Below are 18,384 nucleotides of genomic sequence, written 5' to 3'. Positions count from 1 at the left end.
CGGTTCTAACCAAAGCGCCCGGTAATATAATCCTCTGTGCGCCGCTGCGTCGGAGAGGTAAACAGATCGTCCGTACGATTGTACTCGATCAGTTTACCCTGATTGATAAACGCGGTGTAATCCGACACGCGAGCTGCCTGCTGCATGTTGTGCGTCACCAGCACCAGCGTGAAATGCTGCTTTAGCGTTCCCATCAACTCTTCAACAATTAGCGTCGAAATCGGATCAAGCGCGGAGGTCGGTTCGTCCAGCAACAACACTTCCGGCTCAATGGCGATCGCCCGGGCGATCACCAAACGCTGCTGCTGTCCGCTGGATAGCGTCAACGCGTTGTCGCTCAACCGATCCTTTACCTCATGCCAAAGCGCCGCTGCACGTAGCGCACGCTCAACGGCATCATCCAGAAATCGGCGATCGCGTAGCCCCTGTAATCTCAGGCCATAAATCACGTTTTCATAGATCGACTTGGGAAACGGATTCGGTCGTTGAAAAACCATACCTACCCGACGGCGCAACGTAGCAACATCCAGCTGCGGGTCGTTGATAAGCATCCCATTCAGCCTGATATCACCTTCGGTACGGCAGTCGTCCACCAGATCGTTCATACGATTAAAGCAGCGTAACAGCGTGGATTTGCCACAGCCTGACGGGCCAATCAGCGCTGTCACCTGATTCTTCGGAATACGAATCGAAATATCGTTCAGTGCCTGCTTATCGCCATAGTAAAGATTCAGATGTTCCACGGTTAACGTCGTCTGCTCATCACTCAGTTGATGAACATCAGGCAGCAGTGCCATCTCCTTTTGTGTCATAAATCCCATAACTTCATCCTACTTTCAGAGTGATAACGAACGGTATTTCTCACGCAGAACATGGCGAATCCCAATCGCTGCAAGGTTCAATCCAACAACAATCAACACCAGCAGCAGTGCGGTGATGTACACCAGTGGTCTTGCCGCTTCGACGTCTGGGCTTTGGAACGCCAGATCGTAGATTTGGAATCCCAGATGCATAAATTTTCGCTCAAGATGCAGATAAGGGAAAATGTCATCAACCGGTAAAACCGGCACCGACTTCACCACGCCGACCAACATCAGCGGCGCGGTTTCCCCCGCGGCACGCGCCACAGCGAGGATTAAACCGGTCATCATCGCGGGAACCGCCATCGGCAGCACAACATGCCACAGCGTTTCGGCTTTGGTAGCCCCCAACGCCAGTGAACCGTGGCGCACAGACATTGGGATGCGCGACAGCCCTTCCTCCGTCGCCACAATCACCACGGGTAGCGTCAGCAGTGCCAGCGTCAGTGACGCCCACAGCAGCCCTGGCGTACCAAACGTCGGATTCGGCAGCGCTTCAGAATAGAATAGTTGGTCCAGCGTGCCGCCGATAAGATAAACAAAAAAGCCTAACCCGAACACGCCGTACACAATGGACGGCACCCCGGCCAGATTGACCACGGCAATCCGCACCCAGCGCGTTAAGCTGTTTTTCCCCGCGTACTCATGCAGATAAACCGCGGCGATCACGCCCAACGGCATCACGACAATAGACATCAGCACCACCATCAGCACCGTGCCAAAAATGGCGGGGAAAAGGTGGCCTGCGCTGTTGCTGTCCGGCGAATAGTGTACCAGCATGAATTTCGCCTGCTCGCCCCAGTGGCTGACTTTTTCCCACAGGTTCATCGCATTAGGGAACCAGGCCTGTTCAATGTCCCTGAGCGGGATAAGATGAACGCTGCCGTTTGCATCCCGCAACTGCACGGTATCGCGATTAATGTCCAGATTGAGTGAGGTTAGCTGGCGCGACAGCTCATCAAAGCGGCGTTGCAGTTCAATGCGCTCAGCCTGAAGACGGGCTACCGTCTGATTATCCAGCGTCTTGGCCTGCTGCCGCTTTTTCTCTTCCAGCCGCAGCGTTTCAAACTGCTGGTTAATCTTCGCCATCTCTCCCATGCGGATGGCCTGCGCCTTCGCCAGCAACCCCTGCACCTGCTCGATGCGATGCTTCAACGTTGCAGGGAGATCCGTCGCCACCAGCGGCTGCTCGCCCTCCAGCATGCCAGCCAGATAGCCATAGGCCGTGCCATTGTTCGTCCGCTTCAACACCAGAATATCGGCAGGTTTATCAAAGCGGACAATATCGCGCGACAGCAGCGAGCGGAAACTCTGCCCATAGATTTCACGCCGACCAATTTTGATCAAATAGCGGGTTTCAGCGTCCCCGGGCGAAGAGGACAAACCGGCCTGTTCCAACTGCTGGGACGAAAGCGTCTGCTCCGCATAAATTTCCCCTATCAGCGCACGCTGCGCACCTTGTTCCGGCTGCAACGTCAGCAACCAAACGGGCTGCGGCCACAGATAGCGCATACCCTGCCCCGCCAGCAGCACGATGATTGCCAGCATCGCCAGCAGGCTAATAGAAATTGACGATGCGGTCAGCCACACCCAGGGCCTTCCCGAACGGAACCAGCGCTTCACGCGTTTTCTCCTTCATCACGGTAGCGTTGACGTAAGCGCTGCCGGATAGTTTCAGCCAGCGTATTCACGATGAACGTGAAAACAAACAGCGTTAATGCCGTTAAGAACAGCACCCGATAGTGACCGCTGTTCGTCACCGCTTCCGGCATTTCAATAGCGATATTCGCCGCCAGCGAACGCAGCCCCTGAAGCAGGCCTTCATCCATAATCGGCGTGTTGCCCGTCGCCATGAGCACAATCATGGTTTCCCCCACGGCGCGGCCAAAACTCAGCATCAGCGCGGCGAAAATCCCAGCGCTGGCGGACGGCAGCACAACGCGCCACAGGGTTTGCCACGCCGTCGCTCCCAGCGCCAACGATCCCTGACTTAAGCGAGCTGGTACGCTGAACAGCGCATCTTCCGCTAGCGAAAAAATCAGCGGGATCAGCGCGAAGCCGAGGGCAACGCCCGCTACCAGCGTATTACGTTGGACAAAATCATCGCCTAACCACTGATATAGCGGCTGTCCCAATACTGCGATTTCGATATGTGGCGCAAGCCAGCAGCCGGCCACAAATGTCAGCAAAATGGCAGGGATAAGGAAGAGCGCGTCCCAGCCAGCAGGGAAACGGGTGCGCCAGCGCGTCGGCAGGCACTCAATCAGCCAGCCGCAGCCGAGCACGGCCAGCATCCATAAAATCGGCATGACCAGAATGGCTGACAAATACGTCGCAAAATGCGGAGCCAGCCAGATGGCGGCAATCAGGCCGACAACCACCGTCGGCAGCGCGCCCATGATTTCTAGCGTGGGTTTAATCCAGCGTCGCAGCGTCGGCGACATAAAGCAGGCGGTATAAATCGCGGCAGACAGCGCCAGCGGAGTCGCAAATAGCATGGCGTAAATCGCCGCTTTCATCGTGCCCAGCATCAGGGGCATCATGCTGAATTTAGCCTGATAGCTGTCATCCGCAGACGTGGATTGCCAGATATAGGCAGGCTCTGGGTAGTTCTCGTACCACAGCTTTTGCCACAGCCCGCGCCAGCCAATATCGGGATACGGGTTATCAACCTGATAGCGATGCCAGCCCTGCGCCGTTTCAACCAAGATGGCAGAACCGCGTGGCGAAAACGCCAGCGTTTGTGCATGGGCTGGTAGCATCTGCGTCAGCAGCGCATGAGACTGTTTACTGGCAAACAGCGACAGTTCACCCTGTGCATTCAATGTGGCAAAGACTCGTCGCTGCGCCTCCGTTGCCAACAACACCGATTCGCCCACAACGTGCGGAAACTGACGCGTCTCCGTCAGCGTGGCACCCTTTTCGCCCGGAACCTCAAACCACTGGCTAATCCGCCCGTCAGCAGCCTGCACCAGCAGCGATCGTCCACCAGACAACAACGCCAGATGCAGCGGTTCCGCCAGTTGTAACTGTCGCTCTTCCCGCAGCGTCAGCGCGTTCGCCCCCACTTGCCACAGCGTTAATGTCTTACCGCTGAGCAAATACACTTGCTGCCCGTCGGGCGTCAGCAGCATTTGGCTAATCGTACCCGCCGGAAGCGTAATCTGCGCCCGTTGCCGCACGCCATTTTTATCAACATCGGCAATAATCAAGGCATTTTCCTGCCCGATCGCCGCAACAACGACATGCTTTTCACCCACCGCAGCCACTGCCAGATGACGCAGCGGCTGCGCGGGTAACCCAAGCGAATACGCCTGCTCACCCAGCGGATAATCCCAGACTGGAGAACGGTTTTCTGTACGCGATAATACGGGCTGAACGAAAATCAGACGGCCATCAGGCTGACTCAGGGCATAAACCTGTCGCTCGCCCTGATTCTGCGCCAGCAAACTCAGCGCGGGAACCAACTGAATACGCGACATAGGCTGGTTTTCCGCAAACGGAATAAACTCGCCATAGCCCTGACTGTCGATGCGAAACCCGATTTGCCCGTTGTCGCTAAGCCCCAGCGCTAGCGACGGCTCCGCACTGTGGCGTTGCACCGTTTTTTGGCCGTTAACAGTGGGGGAAAGGAACAGTGGCGTCACCACATACAGTAGATAGAAGAAGATTAACAACAGCATAGCCAGCACCAGTAGCCCACTGCCCGCAACAATGCGGTGAACCAAACGATCGATCCACGCTCGCCGACGATCCCGATACTGTGATGTGTTGCCTGTGTTTACCATTATTCTCGCCGTTAGAGTGAAGCCGCCAGAGTCGTGTTGCTAACGTATTGCGGGTAGCATATGTTGCCTTTACGCCCATAATATGACAATGGTAAGTCTGTCTATGAATTAGATTTTATCGTCATCAACACGCCATAATGTTGTTGTACCCTATACCCACAGAGGAAGGGTATGAATATTGGATGAACCTTCAGTACATGAGTTGAGCGGAGTGACAATGGGTCAGGACAAACTCTACATAGAGAAAGAATTAAGTTGGTTATCCTTTAATGAACGAGTACTTCAGGAAGCAGCAGATAAAAGCAATCCGTTAATCGAACGCATGCGCTTTCTTGGCATTTACTCCAGCAACCTTGATGAATTTTATAAAGTCCGTTTTGCCGATTTGAAAAGACGCATTCTGATTAACGAAGAACAAGGTCTGGACGGCAATCTGCGACACCTTTTAGGTAAAATTCAGGCGCGCGTACTAAAAACCGATCAAATCTTCGATAGTTTGTACAACGAGCTGTTGCTGGAAATGGCGCGTAACCAGATTTTTCTGGTCAATGAGCGTCAGGTTTCCCCTAACCAGCAAGAGTGGCTGAGGGACTACTTCCGGCAATATCTGCGCCCGCATATCACGCCAATACTCATCTTTAACGAAACCAATCTAGTGGAGTTCCTGAAGGATAACTATACCTATCTTGCCGTCGAAATTATTCGTGGCGATGAGATCAATTATGCCCTGCTGGAAATTCCTTCGGATAAAATACCGCGTTTCGTCAACCTGCCAGCGGAAGCGCCGCGCCGTCGTAAGACCATGATCCTCATCGATAACATTCTGCGTTACTGTCTGGATGATATCTTCAAGGGCTTCTTTGATTACGATGCGCTGAACGCGTACTCCATGAAGATGACGCGCGATGCAGAATACGATCTGGTGACGGAAATGGAATCCAGCCTGTTGGAATTGATGTCTTCCAGCCTGAAGCAGCGCTTAACCGCCGAGCCGGTGAGATTTGTGTATCAGCGTGATATGCCGGACGCCATGGTTACGATGCTACAAGAGAAATTGGGGATCTCTTCCTTTGACTCTGTAATCCCCGGCGGGCGCTATCATAATTTCAAAGACTTTATTTCTTTCCCGAACGTCGGACGCGCCAATCTGGTCAACAAACCGTTGCCCCGCCTGCGACACTCCGGGTTCAACCATTTCCGCAATGGGTTTGATGCGATTCGCGAGCGTGACGTTCTGCTCTATTACCCGTACCACACTTTCGAACACGTATTGGAACTGCTGCGACAAGCCTCTTTCGACCCTAATGTGCTGTCCATCAAAATCAATATTTACCGCGTCGCCAAAGATTCCCGCATCATTACCTCAATGATCCATGCGGCGCACAACGGTAAGAAAGTGACGGTCGTGGTAGAACTACAGGCACGCTTTGACGAAGAGGCAAACATCCACTGGGCCAAGCGTCTGACTGAAGCTGGCGTGCACGTCATTTTCTCGGTGCCTGGGCTGAAGATTCACGCCAAACTGTTCCTGATTTCCCGCCGCGAAGGGGAAAACATCGTGCGTTACGCGCACATCGGCACCGGTAACTTCAACGAGAAAACCGCCCGCCTGTATACGGATTACTCGCTGTTGACCGCTGACGAACGCATTACCAACGAAGTCCGTCGCGTCTTCAACTTCATTGAAAACCCTTACCGCCCAGTCAGCTTCGAGCACCTGCTGGTATCACCACAGAACTCACGTGACAAGCTCTACCAATTGATCGATACCGAGATCGAAAATGCGCTGGCGAATCGTGATGCGGGCATTACGCTTAAGGTAAATAATCTGGTGGATAAAGGGCTGGCGGAAAAGCTGTATCAGGCTTCGTCTGCGGGCGTAAAAATTAATCTGCTGGTACGCGGCATGTGTTCACTGATCCCTAATTTACCGGGGATCAGCGAAAATATTCAGGTCATCAGTATTCTTGACCGCTATCTGGAACACGATCGGGTGTATGTCTTCAACAACGGCGGGGACAAGAAAGTCTACCTCTCTTCTGCAGACTGGATGACACGCAATATTGATTATCGCATTGAAGTCGCAGTGGAAATTCTGGATCCCATTTTGAAAAACCGCGTGCTGGAAACGCTGGATATTCTGTTCAGCGATACGGTGAAAGCCCGTGTCATTGATAAAGAGTCGAGCAACCGCTATGTCTCACGCGGTAACCGGCGTAAAGTACGCGCGCAAAATGCGATTTACGACTACATCAAGGCGTTGGAGCAACCTGGAGATAAGCCTGAATAATGCCGTTAACGAACAATGAAAAAACCGAGATAAAGCCGCAAGAGTTCGCAGCTATCGACCTAGGCTCCAATAGTTTTCACATGGTGATCGCACGCGTGGTAAACGGTGCGCTTCAGGTATTGGGGCGTTTAAAACAGCGGGTGCATCTGGCCGACGGGCTGGACAGCAAAAACATACTCAGCGAAGAAGCGATTCAACGCGGCCTGAGCTGTCTGGCGCTGTTTGCTGAACGCCTGCAGGGCTTCCCTGCGGTGAACGTCTCCATCGTCGGAACGCACGCGCTGCGTCAGGCAGCCAACGCGCAGGAATTTTTGCGCCGCGCGGCGGATATCATTCCCTATCCGATAGAGATCATTTCCGGCCATGAAGAAGCCCGCCTGATTTTTATGGGCGTAGAGCATACACAGCCAGAAAAAGGCCGCAAGCTGGTCATCGATATCGGCGGCGGTTCTACAGAGCTGGTTATCGGTGAGGATTTCGAGCCAATGCTGGTGGAAAGCCGTCGGATGGGGTGCGTCAGCTTCGCACAGCAGTTTTTCCCGAATGGTGAAATTAGCGAAGCCAACTTCAAGCGCGCCCGGCTGGCCGCAGCGCAAAAGCTGGAGACGCTGTCCTGGGAATACCGCATATACGGCTGGAAATTCGCCCTCGGTGCGTCAGGAACGATCAAGGCCACGCACGAAATTCTGGTAGAGATGGGTGAGAAAGATGGCCTAATTACTCCTGGGCGGCTGGAAATGCTATGCACGCAGATTTTGCAGTTTAAGCACTTCAAAGCGCTGAGTCTGCCGGGTCTGTCCGAAGATCGTCAGTCAGTGCTGGTGCCCGGTCTGGCTATTCTGTGCGGTATTTTCGATGCACTGGCGATCAAAGAACTACGCCTGTCCGATGGCGCATTGCGCGAAGGCGTACTGTACGAAATGGAAGGCCGATTCCGCCATCAGGATATTCGTATCCGCACCGCGCAGAGCCTGGCGACCCATTACAATATCGACCGCGAACAGGCACGACGCGTGCGGGAAACCACGCAGCAGCTTTATGCACAGTGGGCAGAGCAAAATCCTAATCTGGTGCATCCACAGCTTGAGGCTATTTTAAACTGGGCCTCCATGCTGCATGAGGTTGGATTGGGCATTAACCATAGTGGCATGCACCGTCATTCCGCTTACATTCTGCAAAATACCAATCTGCCCGGCTTCAATCAGGAACAGCAGCTTGTGCTGTCCCTAATCGTGCGATTGCACCGTAAAGCGATCAAACTGGAAGAGTTGCCGCGGTTGAATCTGTTCAAAAAGAAACAGTATTTGCCCATGATGCAACTCTTACGCCTTGCCACGCTGTTGAATAACCAGCGTCAGGCAACGACAACGCCGGAATCGTTACGGCTGCATACCGATGACAACTACTGGACGCTGACGTTCCCACGCGACTTCTTTACCAATAACACGCTGGTACAGCTGGATTTGGAACGGGAACAGGAATATTGGCAGGACGTCACTGGCTGGAAGCTGATAATTGAGGAAGAAAAAGCCTGATTGATGAAAACGTTACGTGAAAACCCGAACCTACGCCGAACAGTAAAGTGGTGCAAAATCGTGCAGCCGAGCTGGCCGGTGAAGCTCGGTTAACGTAAAGTTTACAGGGATAGGGCCGATACCAAAATGATGGTTGGCGAGAATTTTCGCCAACATCATGCAACCTCGGCGGAAAGGTACGCTTCCTTTCATGCCGGATATGGATCCACTCAGTGTTAAGGAGAGTAAAATGGATGTATCGCAGATTGCATCATTTACTAGCGACCTCAGTACTATGCGTACCAGCAGTGAGGCCAGTGCGCTTATGGTGAAAAAATCGATTGATAATCAAGAAGCTGTCGTCTCCGGTATTTTGAAGGCATTACCCCCTCTGCCAGCAAATCCGGCGATTGGGCGTAACGTCAATACCACGGCGTAATCCCCTTGCACCACACAACCCGCTTATTCATTTTTGAGCGGGTTTTTTACTGATTCCCTTTGTCCCTTATGTCCTTTCCTCTTCGCGCGGGTTTCTCCCCCCCTCTCTCCTTGCACCGAACGTGCGAAAACCGGATCGATCATCATCTTTTTCACTGAGGTAGATTGACCTCGCCTACTGCTTGTGCCTAAATAAACAACAGCGAATGTTCGCTTTCACAGAGGATTAACTGGTAATGTCCACGCTTACCCACAAACGACGATTATCGATACGCCCACGACGAAGTGGCTCTCGGATCGCCCGTGCCGTTTTACTCATCAGCTTCATTATTCTTTTAGGCCGCTTTGCTTACTCCACCATCACCGCGTTTGGTCATCATCAAAACAAACAGCAGCAACATGCCGAACAATTACTGCTCCCTACCAACGTACTTGTCAATCAGAAAGAGTAGCGCTTAACCAACCCGTTTCTTATATTCTCTTTTTTCTTCATCAGGCTTTGTTGCCTTCGTATTCCCGTGCCCGTCATTCACGTCGTTGCCTATTGAGATGATGCCGTACCAATAAAAAAACGTCGGGAGCGTTTTTCAACGTTGCGTAGCAACGGCCCGTAAGGGTGACGGACGAGGATGTCCGTCATAAAAAAACGGCAGTGCGAATCTTCGCAGCCACCGTTTTTATTAATCAATCGTGTTCATCAATCAATCATGAACTTGCTTCAAGCCGGACTTAGACGATAGTCAGGGTCACGTCGATGTTGCCACGCGTTGCATTGGAGTATGGGCAAACGATATGGGCTTTCTGCACTAAATCTTCAGCCACGGCGCGATCCAAGCCTGGCAGGGAAATTTTCAATTCGACTTCAATACCAAACCCTGTTGGGATGGCACCGATGCCTACGCTACCGTTTACCGTGGTGTCAGCGGGTACGGCGATCTTCTCACGCGCACCGACAAATTTCATCGCCCCCAGGAAACAGGCAGAATAGCCCGCGGCGAACAGCTGCTCTGGGTTCGTCCCTTCACCGCCTGCGCCGCCCAGCTCACGTGGGGTCGTCAATTTAATATCAACCGCTTTATCGGAAGACACCGCACGACCATCACGACCACCGGTAGCTTGAGCATGAGCAACGTATAATACTTTTTCAATAGACATAATGTGACTCCAGATAGTTAGGGAATGACCTAAGGCAGTATAGATGCTGCTCAGGCCTAATTAAATAGCGAAAAATAGAATCGCACACTACTTATTTACTTAAAACAAAACACTTAGACATAGACTACTTAGCAAATATGACGCTGTCTGACAGGCTTCGGATGCTCAAGACAACCGCGAGTATCTTCAAAGATGCCCAATCAGATTCTTACGCAGCGTCTCTAAATCTTTTTTGATCGTCTGCAACTGGTCAAGATGACATTCCGTCGCGCAAAACACGCTTTCAGGAATCGCTCGTGCCTGTTGCTGAAGTGCTCGTCCTGCTTCGGTTAACCCGATCAGCACCTGACGCTCATCTTCCGTTCCCCGATTACGCACCACTAAGCCTGCGCTTTGTAACCGCTTGAGCAACGGCGTTAGCGTAGCGGAATCGAGATACAGACGCTCGCCCAACTCAGACACCGTCAAACCATCACGCTCCCACAGCACCAGCATCACCAGATATTGGGGATAGGTCAGATTCAGTTCAGACAGCAAACGACGGTACAGTTTATTCATCGCCAGATTGGCTGAATACAGTGCGAAGCACAGCTGTCCATCCAGTTTGTAAGCGTTGTCGTTCATCGTCTCTGCCATCGGTATCAGTTACGTTTCTGGAACTGACTCTATATCGCCAAAAATTAAGTAGCAAGCGATTTAATAATCCGTTAGATAAATTTTTTCATAAAAAATACGTCTGGGTACACTATCGCACACCTTTCAGACGGCGATTCGTCAGTAATCCTATTCTTAATCTACTGATATTGCGCTACGTTTAATAAAACACGGATAAAAAACAGATCGAGCATAAAACATTATGTCGAGTGTAAAAAAACTTACCGACCTCCGGCGCCGTATCTCCCTTCTGCTATTGGAAAATAAAGAACTGGTTGAAGACATTATCAACCGGCAACCGCGCGTTACAGCAGGCGATGACGCAACGTTGGGCGACAATGCTGCATTAAATAACAACATTAGGCTGCGCGAAAAAAGCATCCTGCTCGATCAGACCGCAGAAATCAGCGAGCTTATCATCGAGCTGCATGCCGCTGACCTTGCCGACCTGCTGGAATCCTTACCACAGGATGAACGGCTGGCGCTCTGGCGGCTTATTCCTATAGAGAAGCGCGGCCGCGTGTTGATTGAGGCCTCTGATAGCATTTCTGACGATCTGATCGGCGATATGCAGGACAAGGAAATCCTCAGGGCGGTTCGGATACTGGATGTTGATGAGCAGGCTCAGCTGTCTCGCCTCGTCCCCCGTCATCTGCTGGGCAGAATACTGACTTCGCTTGAGCCGAAGCAGCGCGCGCAGCTACGTGCCGCCATCAATTATGATGAAGACTGCCTCGGCCACATGATGGATTTCAAACTCATCACCGTGCGCGCTGATGTCACGCTCGCGGCCGTACAGCGCTATCTGCGCTACCGCAAAAAGATCCCCAATTCCACCGATAAGCTGTTTGTTACCGATCGCAAGAACACGCTGATCGGCGAGCTATCGCTGGCCAGCATTCTGCTCCACTCGCCTCAGACTATGGTCAATGACGTCATGGACGATCAGCCGTTGAGGTTTCAGCCTGAAGATAAAGTCGAAGAGGCCGCAGGGGCTTTTGAACGTTACGATTTAATTTCCAGCGCCGTGGTCGATAGCAAAGGGAAACTCATGGGACGCCTGACGATTGAGGATATCCTCGACGTCGTGAACCGGGAAAGCGACAGCAATCTGCGGCGTTCAGGGGGCTTAACGCCCTCTGAAGACGTCTACGCGCCCGTGTATAAATCGTTTCGCAATCGCTGGGCATGGCTGGCCATCAATCTTTGTACGGCGCTCATTGCCTCGCGGGTCATCGGCCTGTTCGAGCATACGCTGTCCCATTTGGTCGCGCTGGCGACGCTCATGCCGATTGTCGCCGGCATCGGCGGGAATACGGGCAACCAGACGATCACCATGATTGTGCGTGCTCTGGCGTTGCATCAGCTTGAACACGGCAAGAAATCGTACCTGCTGCTTAAAGAATTAGGCGTTGCGCTGGTCAACGGGGTGATATGGGGCACGATCATGGGCGTGGTGACCTTCCTGCTCTATGGTAATGCCGCGATGGGGGGCGTGATGATGCTGGCGATTCTGCTGAACCTGCTGCTCGCCGCGCTGATGGGCGTCGCTATCCCGTTAGTCATGATGAAACTCGGTCGCGATCCAGCCATCGGCTCCAGCGTAATGATTACGGCGATCACGGATACTGGCGGCTTCTTTATCTTCCTTGGGCTGGCAACGCTGTTCCTGCTGCCTTAAACATATGCGATGTAAAACACATGAAATGTAAAAAGGGCTTTAATCAAAGCCCTTTTCCCTCATCTTTCCCAGGCTGAACTTAACTCACACGCCCTGCACCGCCGGATGCCTGACACAGATAGATGGACGGCTGAAGGCCGGTGCGCGCCGGATATTCACGTTCGATCACCTGTTTGACCTCGTCTGTCAGCGCCGAGGGGATAAGGGCGACGATGCAGCCACCGAAACCGCCGCCGGTCATACGCACACCGCCCCGCTCACCCACATACTCTTGAATCAGATCCACCAGCGCATCGATCGGCGGCACGGTAATTTCAAAGTCGTCGCGCATGGAAACATGCGATTCCGCCATCAGCGTAAACAAGCGGTGCGCATCCTGACGCGCCAGCGCATCGGCCGCTTCCAGCGTACGGCTGTTCTCGGTAATAACATGGCGCGCACGGCGTACCGCTACCGGATCCAGTCCCTCGATTCCCGCTTCAAACTGTGCGAGTGAAACATCACGCAGCGCCTTGACGTTAAAGTGACGCGCCGCAGCTTCACACTGCTGACGACGTGTGTTGTATTCGCTGTCCACCAGCCCACGACGCACGTTGGAATTCACGATCAGCACGTCAACGCCGTCGAGCATACGCACAGAACGCCCTTCCAGAGAACGGCAGTCGATCAACATCGCCTGATCCGCGCGTCCTTGAGCGGAAATAAACTGATCCATAATGCCGCAGCTACAGCCGACAAAATCGTTTTCCGCCTGCTGACCGTTCAAGGCCACATCTAGCTGGCTGATGTCCAGATTATTCAGTTCTTTGAATGTCTGCCCAATCACGACTTCCAACGAGGCCGATGAACTTAGTCCTGCACCAGAAGGCACATTTCCGGAAACTACCATATCCATACCGCTGAGCGGTAAGCCACGCGCCAGCAAAAACTTCACCGTTCCACGGATATAGTTCGCCCAGGTATAGTCCGGGTGAGGCACGATCTCTTTGGCGAGATCGAATTCATCCTGCTGGTTGTCAAAGTCCACCGCGACCACCCGCACAATGCCATCCTGACGTACCGCCGCGCTGACCACCGTCTGGTAATCGATAGCACAGGGCAAGACAAAACCATCGTTATAGTCGGTGTGCTCACCAATCAGGTTGACCCGGCCGGGAGCCTGAATAGCCGCGTGCGGCGCATAGCCAAATAATCGGACAAAAACAGACTCGGTTAACTGACGTAGAGAATCAATACGGCTCATAAAATGACCTCAAATTTGCTCACGAAAATGGATATCACTCACGCTGCGTAAACATTCAGCGGCCTGCTCTGCCGTCAGATCACGCTGTGCCTCAGCCAACATTTCATAGCCGACCATAAATTTGCGTACGCTGGCGGAACGTAATAACGGGGGATAAAAATGGGCATGCAGCTGCCAGTGTGCGATGTCATCACCCTTGAACGGCGCGCCATGCCACCCCATCGAATAAGGGAATGAACATTGGAACAAGTTGTCGTAACGGCTGGTCAGCTTTTTCAGGAGCCGCGCCAGATCGTCACGCTGAACGTCACGTAGCTGTGGCAACCGCTGTACAGCGAACTTGGGCAGTACCAGCGTTTCAAACGGCCACGACGCCCAGTACGGGACAACCGCCAACCAGTGCTCCGTTTCCACCACGATGCGCGACCCATTAGCCTGCTCGCGTTGAACGTAGTCCAGCAGTAACGGCGAACCGTGACGGGAGAAATAGGCTCGCTGCTGTTCGTCCTCACGTAGCACCTCATTGGGCAGAAAATCGTTAGCCCAAACCTGACCGTGCGGATGGGGATTAGAACACCCCATCATCGTCCCTTTGTTCTCAAACACCTGAACCCACGGATACCGCTTGCCTAGATCTTCAGTCTGATCGCTCCACGTATCGATCACCGCTTTCAGCGCCGGTAATGAAAGCTGAGGCAGACTTTTACTGTGATCGGGAGAAAAACAGATCACACGGCTGACGCCCCGGGCTTGCTGAACGCGAAAAAGCTCGTCGTCGCCCGACGGCGCCTCTGGCGTGTCTTCCATCAGAGCCGAAAAATCATTCGTAAAAACAAAGGTGCCCTGATAGTGCGGGTTGATATCGCCAGTAATACGTTTATTACCCGCACACAGATAGCAGGTCGGATCGTAAGGCGGCGGCGTGGCGCGATCCGGTTCATCCTGCTGCCCTTGCCAGGGGCGTTTGGCGCGATGCGGAGAAACCAGAATCCACTCGCCTTTCAGCGGGTTAAAACGGCGATGCGGATGTTCAGTCGGCTCAAACTGCATAAACTATTCCTCAATACAAAACACAAATTCGGTACAACCGCGGCACCATCCGCAACCCATTGTATGGCGCTAACAGTCCGTCAGAGATCTGGAAGAGGCATCAGGTCAGTCCGTAAACTCAGCCAGAAAACCCCCTTAATGTAATCAGTTTCACACTATGGCATGGATAAAATAGCTGTAATAATGCTAAAGAAAGATAGTCAACTATCGTTTAGCCACCACATGAGTGTAATCGGTTACCCTAAATTTAAACCCCGAAATGGTATTTTGGAAGAGAGAAATGACCGATGATTGTTGATAGCGATCACATAAGTACGGTCTGGATCAAAAAGGAAAGGAGGTCGGGTAGGTAACATCGCCTAAAAACCTGTACATTTATAAATATAAGTAATCGATTTTTTCTTTTAACGTGTGCGTTAGGCTGCGGTTCGCCTCACCACGCATTTGACCGCTCAGGAATGCCAATGGCCACAATAAAGGATGTTGCTCGTCTATCAGGTGTATCAGTCGCTACGGTTTCGCGCGTGATTAATAACTCGCCCAAAGCCAGTACTGCGTCAAGGGAAGCCGTACACAAGGCCATGGCGGAGCTGCAATATCATCCGAACGCCAATGCCAGAGCGCTCGCGCATCAAAGTGCAGAGACTATGGGGCTGGTTGTCGCGGATGTGTCCGATCCCTTTTTCGGAACGATGGTTAAATCTGTCGAACAAATTGCCCAGGCAACCGGCAACTTTCTGCTGATTGGTAACGGCTATCACAATGCCGAGCAGGAAAAGAAAGCCATTGAACAGTTAATTCGCCACCGCTGTTCCGGGCTAGTCGTGCATGCAAAGATGCTTTCAGATGAAGAACTGGCGGCACTGATGAGCCACATTCCTGATATGGTGCTCATCAACCGTACCTTACCCGGTTATGAAAACCGCTGCGTTGCACTCGACGATCGCTACGGCTCCTGGCTGGCAACGCGTCATTTAATTCAGGAAGGACATCAGCGGATCGGTTTTCTCTGCTCTAATCACCAAATTTCCGACTCCGCCGACCGCCTGCAAGGCTATATGGATGCGCTGCAAGAGCACGGCATCGCACGGGATGAACGCCTCATTGCCCGTGCCTCGCCAGACGAGGTGGGCGGCGAATCTGCCATGATGGAGCTGCTGAGCCGGGGCGGCAACATGACAGCAGTCGTGTGTTACAACGATTCCATGGCCGCAGGCGCGCTTTCTGTCCTGAGTGATAACAGCATCAGCGTACCGCAGGATATGTCGGTGATTGGGTTTGATGACGTATTGATCGCTCGCTACCTCCGCCCTCGCCTGACCACCGTGCACTATCCGGTTTCCGCCATGGCAATTCAGGCCGCAGAATTAGCCATCGCGCTATCTCACGGTAAACAACTCAGTGAAACCACGAACATGTTTAGCCCGACTCTGGTACGCCGCCATTCGGTGAGTCCCCCGGCCCGTAAGAAGTAGTCGCCTTTCACCAATGTCGCTTGCCTGACGCAATACTCATTTGCATCAGGCAGGTAGCGACATCATTGCCTTCTGACCTCACCCCCTTGTTTGCGCTTTCCTTTTAACTGACCTCCTTTCCCTCTATTCCAAAAATGTTTCCTACTCGGCATCGCATCACTCCTTTTATGTAACGCCACCGATTCTGACATAAAAAAATTTTATGCTGCATTTTAGACGCACCAGAAAAACGTGTAACCAGTTACACATCATTACACAGCGAATAACACCGCTCCAGTGCTGATAAATAATCAAAACATCATATGTAACATCGTTACATCAGTGTAAATATTGGTGTAACTCTTTTATATTTTGTGAGAACAATCATGTCACGCGCCATTTTATTCCCCCATAATCCTTCGCCATGAGTGGAAACGCTTTACCTCCGTTCACGTCATGTTATTTGGAACATCCACATTCTTACCCGAATAAGCGAAAGGTATATTATGAAAAGAAAACTGCTGACAACATCCATTGCGCTGAGTTTGGCAATGCTGGCAACCCCTTCTTATTCTGTTGATTTTTCAGGATACTTCCGTTCTGGCGTGGGTGCATCAAACCACGGAAAACAACAGGCAGCCGATAAAAGTTATGTGGGAAGATTAGGTAACGAAGATGACACCTACGGCGAAATCCAATTAGGGCAGCAGCTGTATAACGAAAATGGGAAAACGTTTTACTTCGATAGCATGATTTCCATGTTCTCCAATGGCTCGAACGATAATGAAACGACAAAAAACGACGATGCCGAGTTTGGTTTGCGCCAGTTAAACCTTCAGGCAAAAGGCTTTGTACCTGGACTGCCGGATGCCACGGTCTGGGCGGGGAAACGCTACTATCAGCGTCATGACTTGCACATCATCGATACCAAATACTGGAATATCTCCGGTGCGGGTGCCGGGATCGAAAACGTCAAAGCGGGCGAAGGCGCGTTCTCTTTTGCCTGGATCCGTGCCGATGCTGAAAACATGAACGTCGACTGTAGCAACAGCATTAACAGTCAGGAATGTCAAAGCAGAACAGATACCTACGACGATCTGAATATCAACTATCTGGACGCACGCTATGCGGGCTGGAAGCCGTGGGACGGCGCGTGGACGGAGTTTGGTATCTCCTACGCGATGCCAAATGAAGCGGACACGCAGAAAAATATCTTCCTCGCGGAAGGGCAAAAATTCGATCCTAAAAACTCGATGATGATCACGGGTGAGCTCAGCCACTACTTCTCTGGCCTCAAATCCAACCAGAAACTGGTGCTGCAATATGCCGACAAAGGGCTGGCGCACAACATGGTCGATCAGGGCGGCGGCTGGTATGACGTCTGGAGCATCAACGACAGCGCCAAAGGCTACCGCGTCATTCAGACTGGTGACCTACCAATCACTGATAATATTTCTCTTAGCCATGTTCTGACCTACGGTAAAGCGGATGAAATCAGCCGCTGGCGCGACAGCACAGAATTATTGTCTGCGGTAGGTCGCGGCCAATATGTCTGGACCAAGAACCAAAAAACCTATCTGGAAGCCGGCGCATATCAGAAAAAAGATAGCTGGAAAGCGGGTACAGAAACCAAATACAGTGGTGAGAAATACACGCTGGCACACGCCTTCACCGCCGATATTCCCATGATGACACGCCCGGAACTGCGCTTCTTCGTTTCTTACCAAAACCGTGGAAATGAAAACCGCAACACCTTCAACGACGATCGCAGCAATGCAGTGAACTTCGGTATTCAGGCAGAAGCCTGGTGGTAATACCGCACTAACCCTCAGCTCGGTGGGTCCATCATTCCCATCGGGTGTTTCCCAAAAGGCTTTCTACCGAGAGCCTTTTTCTGTTGCGGATGGTATCCGCTGTAAAATGTTCACTGCATCCTGTGTGGTAGTGCGAAAATTTCGTGCGTGTTAACTACCGAGCAAATCTGTGATTTCACCACACGCCCGACAAGGCGCGCTCAATCGCCGCAGCGCCTTGACCACTGGCTTTTCGGCGCTAATTGCGTCGCTACGCGATGCCTTCGGCGTTCGTGGCCGATATTCGGACCGGCAGTGACGCGTTCCCGACGCGGCACTGCCTTTCGCCGCATCCATGCGGCTCACCCGACGGCCATGCCCACCTCAGCGCAATTTTTTACGCCAGAGAAACCCAAAACAGCGGAATATTGAGAGACAGATGATTTTATCAGCAGCAATTAAGG

14 protein-coding genes are annotated in these 18,384 nt (G+C 52.3%); 7 read left to right on the top strand and 7 right to left on the bottom strand.

What is annotated here, in order from left to right:
• Positions 1-5: 5 nt before the first annotated feature.
• Genes pstB through JFY74_07100 form a run of 3 tightly spaced genes read right to left on the bottom strand, consistent with a single transcriptional unit; the run spans position 6 to position 4,648 of the window.
• Positions 6-821 carry a phosphate ABC transporter ATP-binding protein gene (pstB, locus tag JFY74_07110; GenBank protein ID QQG29799.1) on the bottom strand — a complete coding sequence of 272 codons (816 nt, stop codon included), beginning with the start codon at positions 819-821 and terminating at the stop codon, positions 6-8.
• Between the two features lie 15 nt (positions 822-836).
• Positions 837-2,483 (bottom strand): phosphate ABC transporter permease PstA, encoded by a 1,647-nt coding sequence (gene pstA, locus JFY74_07105; protein ID QQG29798.1) that lies wholly within the window; start codon positions 2,481-2,483, stop codon positions 837-839.
• Positions 2,480-4,648 (bottom strand): ABC transporter permease subunit, encoded by a 2,169-nt coding sequence (locus tag JFY74_07100; GenBank protein QQG29797.1) that lies wholly within the window; start codon positions 4,646-4,648, stop codon positions 2,480-2,482. The genes pstA and JFY74_07100 overlap by 4 nt, the downstream gene beginning before the upstream one ends.
• Positions 4,649-4,865: 217 nt before the next feature.
• Between JFY74_07100 and ppk1 the strand changes: the two genes are divergently transcribed.
• The 4 genes from ppk1 (at position 4,866) to JFY74_07080 (ending at position 9,342) form a co-directional block, all read left to right on the top strand.
• On the top strand, positions 4,866-6,938 hold the full coding sequence (gene ppk1 / locus JFY74_07095) for a polyphosphate kinase 1 (protein QQG30474.1): 2,073 nt from the start codon (positions 4,866-4,868) through the stop codon (positions 6,936-6,938).
• Positions 6,938-8,473: an exopolyphosphatase gene (gene ppx, locus JFY74_07090; protein ID QQG29796.1), complete on the top strand. Its 1,536-nt coding sequence runs from the start codon at positions 6,938-6,940 to the stop codon at positions 8,471-8,473. Before ppk1 ends, ppx begins: the two co-directional genes overlap by 1 nt.
• A gap of 229 nt (positions 8,474-8,702) precedes the next feature.
• Positions 8,703-8,891, top strand: a complete 189-nt coding sequence (locus JFY74_07085; GenBank protein QQG29795.1) for a YjfB family protein — start codon at positions 8,703-8,705, stop codon at positions 8,889-8,891.
• Between the two features lie 235 nt (positions 8,892-9,126).
• The gene (locus tag JFY74_07080; protein ID QQG29794.1) at positions 9,127-9,342 is read left to right on the top strand and encodes a DUF2633 family protein; all 216 of its coding nucleotides are present in this window, start codon (positions 9,127-9,129) and stop codon (positions 9,340-9,342) included.
• A gap of 277 nt (positions 9,343-9,619) precedes the next feature.
• Here the strand turns inward: JFY74_07080 and JFY74_07075 are convergent, their stop codons facing one another.
• Together JFY74_07075 and JFY74_07070 are read right to left on the bottom strand one after the other, a co-directional pair.
• Positions 9,620-10,045 carry an organic hydroperoxide resistance protein gene (locus tag JFY74_07075; GenBank protein ID QQG29793.1) on the bottom strand — a complete coding sequence of 142 codons (426 nt, stop codon included), beginning with the start codon at positions 10,043-10,045 and terminating at the stop codon, positions 9,620-9,622.
• Between the two features lie 186 nt (positions 10,046-10,231).
• Positions 10,232-10,681: a MarR family transcriptional regulator gene (locus tag JFY74_07070; protein QQG29792.1), complete on the bottom strand. Its 450-nt coding sequence runs from the start codon at positions 10,679-10,681 to the stop codon at positions 10,232-10,234.
• A gap of 220 nt (positions 10,682-10,901) precedes the next feature.
• Between JFY74_07070 and mgtE the strand changes: the two genes are divergently transcribed.
• Positions 10,902-12,380 (top strand): magnesium transporter, encoded by a 1,479-nt coding sequence (gene mgtE / locus JFY74_07065; GenBank protein QQG29791.1) that lies wholly within the window; start codon positions 10,902-10,904, stop codon positions 12,378-12,380.
• A 79-nt stretch (positions 12,381-12,459) separates the two neighbouring features.
• Here mgtE and galK read toward each other — a convergent pair whose 3' ends face one another.
• Positions 12,460-13,623 (bottom strand): galactokinase, encoded by a 1,164-nt coding sequence (gene galK, locus JFY74_07060; GenBank protein ID QQG29790.1) that lies wholly within the window; start codon positions 13,621-13,623, stop codon positions 12,460-12,462.
• A 9-nt stretch (positions 13,624-13,632) separates the two neighbouring features.
• On the bottom strand, positions 13,633-14,673 hold the full coding sequence (gene galT / locus JFY74_07055) for a galactose-1-phosphate uridylyltransferase (GenBank protein ID QQG29789.1): 1,041 nt from the start codon (positions 14,671-14,673) through the stop codon (positions 13,633-13,635).
• Positions 14,674-15,137: 464 nt separating this feature from the next.
• On the opposite strand from galT, the gene galR reads away from it, so the two are divergent.
• The gene (gene galR, locus JFY74_07050; GenBank protein ID QQG29788.1) at positions 15,138-16,148 is read left to right on the top strand and encodes an HTH-type transcriptional regulator GalR; all 1,011 of its coding nucleotides are present in this window, start codon (positions 15,138-15,140) and stop codon (positions 16,146-16,148) included.
• Between the two features lie 485 nt (positions 16,149-16,633).
• Positions 16,634-17,941 carry a maltoporin gene (locus JFY74_07045; GenBank protein ID QQG29787.1) on the top strand — a complete coding sequence of 436 codons (1,308 nt, stop codon included), beginning with the start codon at positions 16,634-16,636 and terminating at the stop codon, positions 17,939-17,941.
• Positions 17,942-18,384 lie beyond the last annotated feature (443 nt).

It is taken from the genome of Pectobacterium carotovorum (assembly GCA_016415585.1).
Taxonomy (GTDB): Bacteria; Pseudomonadota; Gammaproteobacteria; order Enterobacterales; family Enterobacteriaceae; genus Pectobacterium; species Pectobacterium carotovorum_K.
This window is presented reverse-complemented; position numbering and strand designations above follow the sequence as displayed.

Coding starts and splice junctions, on each gene's coding strand:
- galR (QQG29788.1), top strand. CDS start 15,138: ATGGCCACAATAAAGGATGTTGCTCGTCTATCAGGTGTATCAGTCGCT.
- JFY74_07070 (QQG29792.1), bottom strand. CDS start 10,681: ATGGCAGAGACGATGAACGACAACGCTTACAAACTGGATGGACAGCTG.
- pstB (QQG29799.1), bottom strand. CDS start 821: ATGGGATTTATGACACAAAAGGAGATGGCACTGCTGCCTGATGTTCAT.
- JFY74_07045 (QQG29787.1), top strand. CDS start 16,634: ATGAAAAGAAAACTGCTGACAACATCCATTGCGCTGAGTTTGGCAATG.
- JFY74_07075 (QQG29793.1), bottom strand. CDS start 10,045: ATGTCTATTGAAAAAGTATTATACGTTGCTCATGCTCAAGCTACCGGT.
- ppx (QQG29796.1), top strand. CDS start 6,938: ATGCCGTTAACGAACAATGAAAAAACCGAGATAAAGCCGCAAGAGTTC.
- JFY74_07100 (QQG29797.1), bottom strand. CDS start 4,648: ATGGTAAACACAGGCAACACATCACAGTATCGGGATCGTCGGCGAGCG.
- mgtE (QQG29791.1), top strand. CDS start 10,902: ATGTCGAGTGTAAAAAAACTTACCGACCTCCGGCGCCGTATCTCCCTT.
- galT (QQG29789.1), bottom strand. CDS start 14,673: ATGCAGTTTGAGCCGACTGAACATCCGCATCGCCGTTTTAACCCGCTG.
- JFY74_07085 (QQG29795.1), top strand. CDS start 8,703: ATGGATGTATCGCAGATTGCATCATTTACTAGCGACCTCAGTACTATG.
- ppk1 (QQG30474.1), top strand. CDS start 4,866: ATGGGTCAGGACAAACTCTACATAGAGAAAGAATTAAGTTGGTTATCC.
- JFY74_07080 (QQG29794.1), top strand. CDS start 9,127: ATGTCCACGCTTACCCACAAACGACGATTATCGATACGCCCACGACGA.
- galK (QQG29790.1), bottom strand. CDS start 13,623: ATGAGCCGTATTGATTCTCTACGTCAGTTAACCGAGTCTGTTTTTGTC.